The organism is Streptomyces sp. NPDC002054, from assembly GCF_040296685.1.
Taxonomy (GTDB): Bacteria; Actinomycetota; Actinomycetes; order Streptomycetales; family Streptomycetaceae; genus Streptomyces.
On the sequence record NZ_JBEOXT010000048.1, the window covers coordinates 1 to 12,781 of the forward strand.

Annotated in this window: 11 protein-coding genes and 3 pseudogenes; 5 read left to right on the top strand and 9 right to left on the bottom strand. The window is 69.1% G+C overall.

Translation table 11 applies throughout. From position 1 onward, the window contains the following. Window positions 1-144: 144 nt before the first annotated feature. Window positions 145-1,152 carry a recombinase family protein gene (locus ABT123_RS32720; RefSeq protein WP_351321377.1) on the bottom strand — a complete coding sequence of 336 codons (1,008 nt, stop codon included), beginning with the start codon at window positions 1,150-1,152 and terminating at the stop codon, window positions 145-147. Between the two features lie 198 nt (window positions 1,153-1,350). Continuing rightward, window positions 1,351-1,980, bottom strand: a complete 630-nt coding sequence (locus tag ABT123_RS32725; RefSeq protein ID WP_351321379.1) for a winged helix-turn-helix transcriptional regulator — start codon at window positions 1,978-1,980, stop codon at window positions 1,351-1,353. Between the two features lie 81 nt (window positions 1,981-2,061). Here ABT123_RS32725 and ABT123_RS32730 point away from each other — a divergent pair, with 81 nt between their 5' ends. The 3 genes from ABT123_RS32730 to ABT123_RS32740 are packed head-to-tail and all read left to right on the top strand — an operon-like array spanning window position 2,062 to window position 4,679. After that, window positions 2,062-2,814, top strand: coding sequence for an MBL fold metallo-hydrolase (locus ABT123_RS32730; protein ID WP_351321381.1), 753 nt, complete (start codon window positions 2,062-2,064; stop codon window positions 2,812-2,814). 23 nt (window positions 2,815-2,837) lie between these two features. Next, on the top strand, window positions 2,838-3,482 hold the full coding sequence (locus ABT123_RS32735) for an NAD(P)-dependent oxidoreductase (RefSeq protein WP_351321382.1): 645 nt from the start codon (window positions 2,838-2,840) through the stop codon (window positions 3,480-3,482). A gap of 3 nt (window positions 3,483-3,485) precedes the next feature. Beyond that, window positions 3,486-4,679 carry a multidrug effflux MFS transporter gene (locus tag ABT123_RS32740; RefSeq protein ID WP_351321384.1) on the top strand — a complete coding sequence of 398 codons (1,194 nt, stop codon included), beginning with the start codon at window positions 3,486-3,488 and terminating at the stop codon, window positions 4,677-4,679. An 83-nt stretch (window positions 4,680-4,762) separates the two neighbouring features. Here ABT123_RS32740 and ABT123_RS32745 read toward each other — a convergent pair whose 3' ends face one another. From ABT123_RS32745 to ABT123_RS32765, 5 genes and pseudogenes are all read right to left on the bottom strand, one after another. After that, window positions 4,763-7,360 carry a Tn3 family transposase gene (locus ABT123_RS32745; RefSeq protein WP_351321386.1) on the bottom strand — a complete coding sequence of 866 codons (2,598 nt, stop codon included), beginning with the start codon at window positions 7,358-7,360 and terminating at the stop codon, window positions 4,763-4,765. A gap of 68 nt (window positions 7,361-7,428) precedes the next feature. After that, window positions 7,429-7,773: pseudogene (locus tag ABT123_RS32750) on the bottom strand (DUF4158 domain-containing protein); the annotation flags it as partial. Window positions 7,774-8,007: 234 nt separating this feature from the next. Then, entirely contained in the window at window positions 8,008-8,184 is a 177-nt protein-coding gene (locus ABT123_RS32755) for a hypothetical protein (RefSeq protein ID WP_351321388.1), read from the bottom strand. 124 nt (window positions 8,185-8,308) lie between these two features. Further along, window positions 8,309-8,740 carry a GNAT family N-acetyltransferase gene (locus tag ABT123_RS32760; RefSeq protein WP_351321390.1) on the bottom strand — a complete coding sequence of 144 codons (432 nt, stop codon included), beginning with the start codon at window positions 8,738-8,740 and terminating at the stop codon, window positions 8,309-8,311. Window positions 8,741-8,794: 54 nt separating this feature from the next. Then, the gene (locus ABT123_RS32765; protein ID WP_351321392.1) at window positions 8,795-9,145 is read right to left on the bottom strand and encodes a hypothetical protein; all 351 of its coding nucleotides are present in this window, start codon (window positions 9,143-9,145) and stop codon (window positions 8,795-8,797) included. Between the two features lie 149 nt (window positions 9,146-9,294). On the opposite strand from ABT123_RS32765, the gene ABT123_RS36805 reads away from it, so the two are divergent. Next, window positions 9,295-10,358 (top strand): IS630 family transposase gene (locus tag ABT123_RS36805; RefSeq protein WP_502971124.1). Its coding sequence is split into 2 segments (ribosomal slippage): window positions 9,295-9,742 and window positions 9,742-10,358, totalling 1,065 coding nucleotides; the frame shifts between segments, so codons are not numbered across the junction. A gap of 249 nt (window positions 10,359-10,607) precedes the next feature. Here the strand turns inward: ABT123_RS36805 and ABT123_RS32780 are convergent. Further along, window positions 10,608-11,279, bottom strand: a complete 672-nt coding sequence (locus tag ABT123_RS32780; protein WP_351321396.1) for a hypothetical protein — start codon at window positions 11,277-11,279, stop codon at window positions 10,608-10,610. Window positions 11,280-12,079: 800 nt separating this feature from the next. Between ABT123_RS32780 and ABT123_RS32785 the strand changes: the two are divergent. Further along, window positions 12,080-12,438: pseudogene (locus ABT123_RS32785) on the top strand (transposase); the annotation flags it as partial. Window positions 12,439-12,556: 118 nt separating this feature from the next. Here ABT123_RS32785 and ABT123_RS32790 read toward each other — a convergent pair. Further along, window positions 12,557-12,707 (bottom strand): annotated as a pseudogene (locus ABT123_RS32790) (type II toxin-antitoxin system PemK/MazF family toxin); the annotation flags it as partial. Between the last annotated feature and the right edge of the window lie 74 nt (window positions 12,708-12,781).

The following is a 12,781-nucleotide window of genomic DNA, read 5'->3' on the forward strand; positions in this document are numbered from 1 at the left end:
GGCGAACAGGGGGACCGTGGCAGCTCCTGCGGCCAGGGGGGTGTAGCCGAGGTCGCTCTGCATGTAGATCATCAGGGGCAGGAACAGGCCGCCCAGGCCCTGTCCTCCCGAAGCTGCCGTGAAGTGACAAGTAGCTCTCTGTGATCAGAGTGACGCTCGGTCAGAGGTGGCGGGGCGGGGCTCGGGGACCGCGCCGGTCCGGTCGGCGGCGAAGTCGGCGCGGGCTTGCTCGACGGCTTCGGGGTACGCCTCGCGTTTGGCGTGCTCGGTCAGCGCCCGGTAGATGCTGGCGACCGAGGGGTGGTGCCCCTTGCGCTTGCCGGTGGGGATGATCAGGTCGGGCTGGATCTGCTCAACGGACTCTCCCCCCGCGCGGCGTCGGAGCACGGTGTGGAGCATGTCGTCGGTGATGACGGGGGGCCGGCCGCCGTGCTTGCCCTTGCGGGCTGCGGTGTCGAGCCCTTCCAGGGTCGACTCGCGGATGTTCTCCCGCTCGGTCTCCGCCATCGCCGCGAAGAACGCGAACAGCAGCTTGCCCGGGCCGGTGGGGTCGTAGATGCCGGGCAGGGGTCCGGCGAGCATCTCCAGGATGAGGCCGTGGGCGGTGAGGTGGTCGGCGAGCGCGGTGAGTTCGGCGGCGTCGCGGCCGAGGCGCTTCATCTCGTACACGGTGAAGATGACCCGGCAGTGCGGGGCGTGCGCCTTGACCTCCCGCGCGGTCCGCAGCGCCTCCTCGAAGCGGGGCCGGACCCGGACGCGGGTGCTGATCTTCTCGCTGAAGATCTTGTCCCGGGTGATGCCGTGTCCCGCGAGCGCGTCGAGCTGGGAGTCGAGTTCCTGGCCGAGGGTCGAGCAGCGGGCGTAGCCGATGCGGATGTCCGCGCCCGGCAGGTCCGGGTCGATCGGCGCGGGGGGCGGGGTGCCCGGCCGCCACGGCCGGCCCGGCTCGCGGTCGGTCGGGGTTGGCACCCTCAGCGCCTTCTTCAGCCGGGGCACCATGGTGAAGCGGCGGGTGTGGTAGGCGGAGGCGACGGCGCCGCCGCGCGAGCGGCAGGGCGATCCGGGCTGGGCATCGCACTTCGGACACGCGTGCTGTTCCCCGTCGTCCGCTTCCGACCGGTCGGTCGGGGAGGGCTGCTGAGGGTCCGTCATGGGCGGCGATCTTCGCACAATGCAAGTCTCAGAAGGGGGTCCGTGCCGCTTTCGGGTGAGAACGGGTTCTGAGAACGGAACCGGGCCCGGCGGCGGTCTGGCGACCCGTTTCCGATCTTGCTCGGGCAAAGGACCGTTTTTGAGACCGGCGCAGACTCGGTAGAGCTTGAGGTCGCAGGCCCGCGAGCGGCCGGTCGATCAGCGGGGCAGGATGCGCAGTACTGCCTCGCGTTCACCGTTGAGCCGCAGGCCTTGCTGTACTGCGGCGCTCAGATCGAGGTCGCCGAGCAGGGTCGCGGCCAGCAGGTGCGGCGGTCCGGTCAGTGACGCGGTGGGGTGGTCGACCCGGCCGGCGTGTGTGTGCACCGAGCCGTCCTTGACTTCGATAACCAGGTCCTCGCTGCCGTCGGCGTGCAGTTGCAGGGCGATTGCTGGCTGGTCGGGGCGGTGGTCGGTCAGTGCCCGGGCGGGCATGTCCAGCCAGTGGGTGCGGAAGGTGTCGCTGCCGCCCGGCTCACGCAACAGCGGCACGCCCCACCGGCTCAGCTCCTGCAGCACCGGCTCCAGCTCGCGGCCACGCTCGGTGAGGGAGAACAGGGTGGTGGCCACCGGCGGCGGGGCGGCCTTGCGGTGGATCAGGCCGGCTTCCTCGAGTTCGCGGAGCCGGTCGACCAGCAGGTTGCTGGCGATCCCGGGCAGCCCGTTGCGCAGGTCGGTGTGCCGGCACGGACCCAGGGCGAGCAGTTCACGGACGATCAGCAGGGTCCATCGGTCGCCGATGGTGTCCAGTGCTTTCGCGATGCCGCAGTACTGCCCGTAGGTGCGCATGCCACCACCCTACATCGTGGTGTTGAGATTCAAAACTCTCTTGTTGACTTTCTCAACAACCTCGGTCTAGCGTCGCTGCCCATGACCCCCACCCTTTCCGTGCGTCGGCTGGCCTGGGCCGGCGTCGAGATCCGTCTCGGCGACACCCGCCTGCTGATCGACCCGCTCGAGAACGTCGCTCCGCTGACGCCGGTGATGGGGCCGCCGCACCGGCCGGTCGACCCGGTCGATACCCCGCCCGGCACCCACGCCCTCATCACCCACCTGCACCCCGACCACTGCGACCACGACCTGATCGCCCGGATCGCGGCCACCGGCACGATCGGCTGCCACACCCCGAGCGCGGCGGCGCTGCACGAGGTGGGCATCACCCCCGTTGCCCAGGACCTGGGCCAGTCACGCCGCATCGGAGAGCTGACCGTCACCCCGGTGACCTCGCTGGACTGGCGCGGCAACGACTGTGACCAGGTCGCCTGGGTCGTCGAAGGCACCGGCCGGCGGGTCATTCACTGCGGCGACACCCAGTGGCACGGCAGCTGGTGGCAGATCGCCCGCGACCACGGCCCGTTCGACGTCGCGTTCGTCCCGGTCAACGGCGTCATCGCCCACTTCGAGGGCTACGCGGCCAACGTCCCGGCGACCATGACCCCCGAGCAGGGCGTCGAGGCCGCCGTCGCACTCGGCGCCGGCACCGTCTGCGCCATGCACTACGGCCTGTTCCACAACCCGCCGTTCTACACCGAACAACCCGACATCGAGCAGCGGTTCCAGCACGCCGCCGCCGAGCGCGGCATCACCGCGGCCATCGTCGCCGACGGCCAGCCCGTCCTCTGACCATCAGAACCAAGGAGCAACACATGAAGATCGTCCTGTTCGGTGCCAGCGGCAACATCGGCCGGCCCACCACCGAGGAACTACTGCGTCGCGGTCACACCGTCACCGCGGTCACCCGAGCCGGCCACGTCGACGGACTCAAGCACAAGGCCCTGACCGTGACCACCGGTGACGTCACAGACGCCGCCGCGGTCGCCGGCCTCGCCGCCTCCCACGACGCCGTACTGTCGGCCGTCGGTCCCCGGATCGGCCAGGAGAACGACCGCGCCACGATCGTCGGTGCCGCCCGTGCGCTGATCGACGGACTCCGCCGAGCCGGCGTCACCCGCCTGGTCACCATCGGCGGTGCCGGTAGCCTGCGCACGCCGACCGGCGCCCGGGTCATGGACGACCCGGACTTCCCCGCGCTGTGGAAGGCCAACGCTGAGGCCCAGTCCGAAGCGCTCGACCTCTACCGCGGCGTGCACGACCTCGACTGGACGTACGTGTCGCCCGCCGCGGTCATCGGAGCGGGCGAGCGGACCGGGGCCTACCGCAGCGCCGGGGACACCCTGCTCACCGACGACGACGGCAACAGCCGCATCTCGTACGCCGACTACGCGATCGCCTTGGCCGACACGATCGAGAGCGGCACCGCGATCCGCCGCCGCATCACCGTGGCGTACTGAGCCATGAGCAACGACGCCGCCGGCCGGCAAACCCGATTCATCGTCCTGCTCGCAGCGCTCGTGGCCCTGGGGCCACTGTCCATCGACGGCTACCTGCCCGGACTGCCGGACCTCGCCGGCGACCTGCGCGCCAGCGCCGCGGCCACCCAGCTCACCATCACCGCCTGCCTGGCCGGGCTGGCCATCGGGCAGCTGATCGCCGGGCCGCTGAGCGACACCTATGGCCGGCGGCGTCCGTTGCTGGCGGGCCTCGCCCTCTACACGATCGCCAGCGCGCTCTGCGCGGTGGCGCCCGACGTCCGGACCTTCGTCGGCCTACGCCTGGTCCAGGGCATCGGCGGGGCGTTCGGCATCGTCATCGCCAACGCCATGGTCCGCGACCGCACCTCCGGAACCCGCACCGCACGTCTCTTCTCCGCACTGACCTTGATCACCGGCCTGGCGCCGGTGTTCGCGCCGGTCCTCGGCGGCCAGCTACTGCGCGTCACGGCCTGGCCGGGGATCTTCGTGAGCCTGGCCGTACTCGGCGCCGTGATGCTGGCGGCCTCCGCCGCAGGACTGCCGGAGACCCGGTCCTCCGCGTCACGCCAGCCGCTGCTGGCTGTCGTCGGGCAGCTGCTCAGCGACCGGGTCTTCACCGGGTACGTCCTGGCCAACGGCCTGGTCTTCGCAGCGATGTTCGCCTACATCTCCGGCTCGCCGTTCGTCCTGCAGGAAATCCACGGCCTGTCACCGCAGCAGTACAGCGCCGTGTTCGCCGTCAACGCCGCCGGACTCATTGCGGCCGCCCAGATCAGCGGCCGGCTGGTGGCCCGGGCCGGCGCCCGCGTGCTGCTGCTCGCCGGTCTGCTGGGCGCGACAGCCGGTGGCACCACGGTCCTGGGCGCGGTGCTGACACGGGCACCCCTGCCCGTGCTCCTGATCGGCCTGTTCGTCCTGGTCTCCAGCGTGGGCCTGGTCATGCCGAACGCCGCGGCCCAGGCCCTGGCCGACCACGGCGGACACGCCGGGTCGGCCGCCGCTCTGCTCGGCTTCAGCCAGTTCATGATCGGCGGGGCACTTGCTCCGCTGGCCGGCACGGGTGGCGCCACCGACGCCTTGCCGATGGGAATCATCGTCGCCGTGCTGCCGGCGCTCGCTCTGCTCACACTCGGCGTCCTCACCCGGTCGATGCCCGGAGAGCGCACCCCCGGCTGAACTCAGCCCGGCCCTTCCACGCCCGCCCCGGGCTGCCCGAGGCTGCCCGTCAGGCCCTGACGGGCCCCGGCCCGGCGAGCCCGTCAGGCCGGGGCTGTGACCGGCTCGCTGCTGCGCGGGCCGGGCACTGAGGCCGTCACGGCGGCAACGAGGTCGAGGTGGGAGTTCATGTCCAGCTCGAACCGGCCGTAGGGGTTCACGTGCGTCCAGAACAGCGGGGACAGGGCCCGCCGGTCGGCGTCGGTGAGCTTCTTGTGCCACTTCTCCTCGGCGAGGATGTCCTGGAGGAGCAGGGTGTTGACGTGCACCAGCGCGGACTGGAGCAGGTGCAGCGCCAGCATCGAGACCTCCTGGGACTCCTTGTCGGAGCCGGTCAGGTCGCCGTCCTTGCCGTAGAACAGGTCGTGGTTGGCGGAGTTCCAGTTCTCCACGACCTGGAGCCCGTCGTTGATCTCGCGCCGCAGCTCGGCGTCGGCGAGGTAGTCGCAGATGAACGCCGTACGCACCGCCCGGCCCAGCTCTTCGATCGCCCGGTAGGTGGGGTGCTTGGGCCCGCCGCGGGTGAAGCGCCGCAGGACCTGCTCGGCCTCGGCGGTGCCCAGGCGCAGGGCGGTGGTGTACTTCACGATCTGGTCGTACTGCTGGGCGATCAGGTCCCAGTCGATCGTCTTGGTCGACAGCACCGGCGCCAGGTGCGGCCAGGTCTCGTCCTCACCGGCCGCCGGCCGGTACAGCCGTGTGGAGCCGACGTTCTTCAGCCTCGGCAGCAGGTTGAAGCCGAGCATGTGGGCGAAGGCGAATCCGACGATTGAGGCGCCGTGTGTGTCGGTGTACTGGCGGTCGATCTCCACGTCCGTGCAGTGCCGCAGCACGCCCTCGATCATCGCGGAGACCTCGGACGCGGAGCAGGACTTGAGCTGGGAGTAGACGCACAGCGACTTCTTCTCGACGTGCCAGTAGATCATCACGCCGGGCCCGCGGTAGCGCTGGTGCCACTCGGTCATGAAGTTGCTGGACCAGGACCCGAACTTCTTCGAATCGCTCGCGCAGGCGGTGCCCTCGCCCCACCATGCCTGATCACGGGCCGCGAAGGTGGTGTTGACGAGGCGGACCAGGGCGGCGCGCAGGTTGGTGCGGTTGACGAACAGGTGCCGCACCCGGCGCAGGACGGCCTCGCTCTCACCGTGCTTTCCGGTGACCGCGACCCGCTTGATGCCCATGTTCGTGCCCAGCGCGAAGAGCACCAGCAGCAGCCGGCGCCGCAGCACCGCCTTCGGGACCGCCTCCCTCGTGGCGACCGAGGCGAACTCGGACGTGAAGCCGGTGGCGAACTCGGCCTCCTTGAGGATGTCGATCAGGTCGATGGTGCCCCAGCGCCGCTCGATCTCCGCCTTCAGCGCCGCCAGGTTCTCCGGCTCCGCCTGCTTGCCCAGCGGCGAGACCTTGATCCACGGCTCGCCGTGCTTCTTGACGATGTCCACCCCGCCCGTGGTGCCCAGCTCCAGCGCGGTGTCGAGCCGGGTCAAGGACTCCCGCAGCCGCTTCTTCAATGCCCCGATGAACGCCCCGGGGTCCTGCGGCTGGCGGATCGCGTCGTAGTGCACGTCGCGGTTGTCCTCGAAGTCCGGCGGCAGGTCGTCCTCCGGGTTCTGCCACCGGCCCGCGCCCGGCACCCAGATCTCGCGGCGCCGCAGCGCGTCCCGCAGCGACACCAGCACGCACAGCTCGTACGGGATGCGCTCGACCCGTCCGCGCTCGTCCACCACAGCCTTGCGCCACTCCTCACGCACCACCCCGGCCAGCGGGATCCTCTCCGACTCGTCGAAGAACGCGCCATCCTTGGCGATGGGCTGGTCCAGGTAGCGCTTCAGCAGGTCGATGGCGTCCATCACCGGCCGGTAGGCGGTGTTGTTGCACTTCAGCTCCAGCGCCCCCAGCAGCGGGGAAAGCATCCGCCGCCAGTGCCCCGAGTACGACGACCGCAACACCGTACGCACTCGGGCCCGGTAGCGGGCCTCGTTCGCCGCGGCCTCCGCGGCCAGCGCCTTCAGCGTGGACTCCCCGGTCACCGGGAAGATCACCTTGCGGACCGTGCCGCCCGGCTCCGCGACCGCGGCCTCCGCCAGCCGCAGCAGGATGCCCTCCTTGCCGCGGACCCGCTTGAGGTCCTTGGTGAACTCGCCCTCGACCTTCTTCTCCGCCCGCGTGTTGATCCGCTGCACCAGCTGGATGAACAGCTCCACCAGCGAGTCGGTGATCTCCGTCCGCCGCACGTGGCACAGCGCGGCCAGCAGCGTGTACCGCACCGGCCCGGCCGCCGCCCGCAGGTCCGAGGGGTACTCCTTCGACGCCCGCGCCCGCCACGCCGCCACCAGCTTCTCCGACACGTCCCCGAACAGCTCCGGCGCCAGCTCCAGCGCGCGCACCCGCTGGAGCTTGCTCACCTCCGCCAGCAGACTGTCCAAGCCCAGCGCCCCCGGGTCCGCCTTCAGCTCGGAAAAGAACGAAACGCCGCCACCCGCCGACTCCTGCCCGCCGGTGTCCTCGGCGACCAGGTCGTCCAGCCGCGAACGGGTCGCCGCCGACAGCCGGTCCACGGTGGCCGCGCAGAACCGTTCCTCGAAGGTGGTGACCGCCGACCCGACCAGGCGGGCGATACGTCCCGGCGTCGGCGGCTCCATCCGGTCACCCGGCAGCGCACGACCACGGCCTCCGCCAGCCGGTCCCGGCTCAGCTCCACCCCACACAGCTCCGCCGCCAGCCACTCGGCGAGCTGGGCCTGGTCCTCCGCGGTGCACTCCCGGAACCCGAACGCACCCCGGATCTCCACCCGGTGCCGCTTGATCGCCCGGCCCGACCAGTCGTACCCGGCCCACTCCTCGGCCGGCACCTTCACCTGCTGGGCCACGTACGACACCGCAGGCGCCGGGATCTCGCCGGGATCCTCCGGGAACCGGGCCTCCACCTCGAAGAACTTCAGCAACAACGCGAACCCCAGCCGGTTCGCCCCCGACTTGTTCCGCAGCCGCTCCTGGTCCTCCCCCAGCAGCGTCCAGACCTCGATCAGGTCCTCCGGCTCCCAGTCCTGCCGCACCCCGCGCTCCCTCCGGTCGACGTGACCGGACCAACCTCGCGGAACCGCTCCCTCAACAACCCCAGAAGATCGAAAACCCGGACAAGCACACCCTCACCTTGCTACAGAGAGCTACTTGTCACTTCGCGGCAGCTTCGGGAGGACAGGGCCGAGACGGACGGTGGCCGGCCGCTGTGGCGGGTGCAGGGCAGCGGCGAGGCCCACCGTGACCTGGACGACGCGATCCGTTCCCTGCTACGCCCGTCGTCGTGGACCCGCGAGCGCGAGCAGGTCGCCGCCTGGGCCCGCCGCCTCCTCGCCGACGAGACGCTCCTCGCCATCGACGTGGAGACCACCGGGCTGGAGAACGCGTACGCGGTCCAGGTCGCCGCCGTCGACCGCCGGGGCACGGTGGTCTTCAACGAGCGGCATCAGCGAGCTGCCCGAAACCCTCCGCGAACTGCCGCCGCTCGTCGACCTCGACTGACGCCCGACAACTCGGCAGGCCCCGGCGAAGCAGTTGATCGCCGGGGCCCGCTGCTGCTCAAGATCCTTCTCACCGCCAACCGCTGTCCCGCTGTTCCCCGAGACCTCTGCCGATACCGGTGTTCACGCTCTGGGCGCGGTCCGTCGTGGCGGGTTCCCGTGGTGCCCGGATCATGCTCTCCCTGGAAGAGCAGAGCTCGCCGCGGCTGGTGTTGGTGATGAAGCCGAAGCGCTGATAGAACGCGTGCAGCCGATCCGGATCGCCACCGAAATTGCCGCTCGGGCTGAGCGCCACCGGCACACCGCGCAGGTCGGCCGCGGCGGTGATGCGCTCCATGACGCGCGTGCCGATCCCCTTCCCTCGCTCGCTCTCCGGGAGGACGATCCAGAACAGTACGAGATACGGACCGCGATCGAGGCCGAGTTCAAGCCGCACGCCCGGGTAGCCGGTCCGTATCTCCTCGGCCAGGTCATCGGCCCATGAAGTTGCTGGTTGGTCCATGAGCGCTCCTTTCGATGAGGCCCGCGCCGTGCGAGAACCTCCACGCTCGACGCGCTACGCCAGCAGGCCGTGATCGGCGACGGCCGCCAGGAACTCCTTCGTCTGCACCACCGGCGTCCCGCGCAACGGCGGGCTCGACGCCGGCGCCGAGCCGTCCAGGGCCGAGTACCTCGCGGACATGCGGTCGACCGCAGCCCGCATCTGGCGCTGCCGGTGTTCCTCCACGACCTTCGCGTACGGCTCCGGGATCTCACGCTTGTCATGGATGCCGATGAGCGTTGTCAAACCCTGGCCGCCGCCGGCCCCGTAGGTCCCGAACTTCCAGTCGAGCTCACGCGCCGCCTTGTGCAGCGCGGCCCGGATCAGGTCCAAACCGCCCAACTGCGCGGCTGTCTCGCTCGGCACGTGCACCTGGAACGTCCCGCCGTAGCCGCCGGCGCCCTCGGGCCCGTGCGTTGCAGAAGCAGCACCAACACCTTCGCCACTGAACTTGATTGGGTGATGTCGGGGCTGTTCGCCTGACAGTGGCCGTTCGGCTCCGCTAGTTCTGGGCTGTGAGGTACGCGCAGGGCGGCGGTTTGACCGACGCCGAGAGGGCCGCGCGGGAGCGGATCCGGCTGCAGGCCGTGGAACGCTTCGTGGGCGGGGAGAAGAACCGGCAGATCGCGGCCGCGTTGCGGGTGAGCGAGCGGTCGGTGGAGCGATGGCGCCGCCAGTGGCGGGAGGCCGGGGAGTGCGGGGTTCGCTCGAAGGGATCGCCGGGCAGGCCGAGGCTGAGCGAGAGACAAATGGACCGGCTTGAGCGGGAGTTGGAGCGTGGTCCGCTGGTTCACGGCTGGGCGGACCAGCGGTGGACGCTGGCCCGGGTGAAGACGCTGATCGGCCGGCTGTTCCACGTCACTTACACGGTGGAGGGAACGTGGCGGCTGCTCAAGCGTCACGGCTGGTCCTGGCAGCAGCCAGCCCGTCGGGCGATCGAGCGCGACGATGCGGCCGTCGAACTGTGGAAGAGGGAGGTCTGGCCGCGGGTAAAAGCGCCGCGGCGGCTCGCGGGGCCTGGATCGTCTTCGAGGACGAGGCCGGGCAGTCGCTGAGACCGCCGCGTGCCAGGACCTGGGGCCGGAGAGGCGGGACCCCGGTCGTCCGTGTCCGCTGCCGGGGCTCCGGCCGGGTCTCGATGGCCGGGATGACCTGCTTCCGACAGGGCGAGCGGTCCCGGATGTTCTACAGCTTCCACGTCTACCGGGGCCGCAAGGGCGAGCCAAAGGGCTTCACCTGGCGGGACTACCGGGACCTGATCGTGCGCGCACACATCCAGCTCGGCGCTCCGGTCGTGCTCGTCTGGGACAACCTCCGCGCTCACTTGCTGCCGCAGATGAAAGCGTTCATCGAAGCCAACGCCGACTGGCTGACGGTCTTCCAGTTCCCCTCCTACGCACCCGACCTCAACCCCCAGGAAGGTATCTGGTCGCTGGTCAAACGGACCATCGGCAACCTCGCTGCCGCCAACCTCGACCAGCTGGCCAGGGCCGTGAAACGAACCCTCAAGCAGATTCAGTACCGACCGCACCTCGTCGATGGATGCCTCACGGGAACCGGCCTGACCATGGACGACTGACCACGATCAGACCGACGTCACGTATTCAAGTTCAGTTCCAGATAAAATGCTTGGAACGCGCGCTCGGAGTCAAGTTGTTCACTCGGGATTCGAGCGGGGCTCGGCTCACCAGGGAAGGCCTCATGGCCCTTCCCTCCACGCGAGCCATACTGGCTCTCATTGACAACGTTAAAGTGGCTTACGAGGTCTGAGCAGCCATCGGCGGGTAATGATGTGCGGTTGATCATTGCTTGCCGAGAATGTATCGGCTCAGCCGATTTCAAGATTCCAGCCCATGATGACGGTGAGGGAGGATGCCACCACCAGGACTCCGATGAGAGCGACGGTCACTCGGCGAACCCTGCCAATGACGTCCTCTGTCGAACCGGTGTCCCTGAGGTACCGCAGCGCGGAACCGAGCAGGCATACGCCCATGGCGATGAACCAGGGCTCATAGAACAATATGTTCCACAGGTTCATCGAGGTCACATTCAGAGTTTCCCAGTCGTCCGGGTAATCTATCTCGATGGCGCCGCACAGTTCGAGCAGATGTGTGAAGGCTCCAGCGACGCCGTGCGTCACGCTGAAGACTCCGCCCAGCAGTACCGGGCTCAGACATGCGGCCAGCATGAGGGGCTTGGGTATCTGTTTCCCGGGGAGGATCGGCGACTGGTGCGGAATCGTCCGCACGCGCGGTTGGGTGAGGAAGAGGCAAGCCACCCCGCCAAGCAGGATGATCAGCCCGGCCACGTAGTTGGCCATGTACCAGGAGGGCAGGCTCTCTGGCGTGGAGGTCCCCGGCACTCCGATCGTGCCGCCCGCTCCCTGATAGAAGCGCACGAATACGGCGTATCCCACGGCAAGTCCGAAGCCCCAGTAGCCGGCCCGTGAGCCCCGGACGCCCAGCTGCCCGCCTTGGACGGATTCTGTCATCTCTCTCACCGCGGACTCCTCGATTAAAGGGCTGTTGACGGCATTTGACTGGGTCTCGGCAGCCGATGGCGCCCACAATCGCTGCCCGCCTGACGGTCGGCGGGGGCTGATGTGCGACATGCTGGATTCGGTGCGTCGACGTATGTCGTTACTCTGCCGAGGGACAAGAGGGCCGCGCATCCACCCAGGGCACAAGGTGTTCCTCCCCCATCCGGGGGAGATATGGAACCACCACGACCCCAGCCCACCCCAGTGACACCTACCGACTCGGCCAGCCCTCTCGGGCTCGGTCAAGCCGCCGCCCTGCGCGTATCTCACAGCCACAGGACTAGACCTACACACCGTCAGGCAAAGGGCCCGACATCACCCAATCAAGTTCAGTACCTACGAGAGAGGCTACGCCACTGGCTACCGAGTGGCTTACAGGTACTACTACAGGGTGCACCTCAGTCAGCACGCATGCGAGCTCCGGTCCGGACAGGAGCCTCCCGGGCCCATTACCCGCTGAAAGCAACTGCCCCACCACACTCAGCCTGTCTCCGAACGCTGTGCGAGGAAGACGACGGTTCAGCCTTTGATGAAGCGGCTGCACGCCACAGTCGCGGGGGCCGCCCGCCGTGCGGACCCCGTTGTGGCACGCGCGGGCGAGCGCGTGACGGCTCATGGCCAGAGGCAGGACTGTCCGGAAGTTTATGTTTGCCCCGGTGTGACCCGTAAGGCATGAGACGTGGTCTCTGCCGGGAAGGATCACCGTGGGGATCAAGGACGACCGGCCCCGTGAGGGCAACATCGTACGGACGGGAGCCGAGTTGGCCAGGCTTTCGGCATCAAGCGTGACCTGGCAGGTCACTTGGTGGAGCGGGCCCGCGCGGAGGGCTTGAACCTGGTCGGGGAGAACGGCCTGCTGAAAGGGCTGGTGAAGCTGGTCCTGGAAGGCGCTCTGGAGTCCGAGATGTCGGATCATCTCGGCTACGAGGAGGGCGATCGGGCCGGGGCGGGGTCGGGCAACTCCCGCAACGGCACCAGCCGCAAGCGGATCCTGACGGACGTGGGTGCGGTGGGGCTCGATATCCCGCGCGACCGGGCCGGCACCTTCAGCCCGCAGATCGTGCCCAAGCATCAGCGGCGGGTGGAGGGCTTCGACGAGGCGATCCTGTCCCTCTACGCCAAGTACTCCAGCCGTAGATCGTGATCGGTGGTGAGGGGCGCCGAGGCCACAGGTGGCCAGCGTCGATCATCTTGCCCGAGACCGCCCACGCCGTCGCAAGCGTCGGCTCCTTCTCCGCCTACCCGAGTTCACCGAGACGGAGGGCATCCCTTATCGCTGAGCTTCGCGGTCGTGGCCGGGGTCCGCTCCTGTGCTTGTTCAGCGAGTCGGAGGGCGTCGTCAATCTCGCTGAGCTTCACGGAGGACAGGACGGCCGCCCGCTCTATCAGAGGGCGGTACGTGAGCTGATGTCTGTTTCGGTGTCGCCTGATCGTGTGACTGTGGGAGCTTCTGGCTGGCCGAC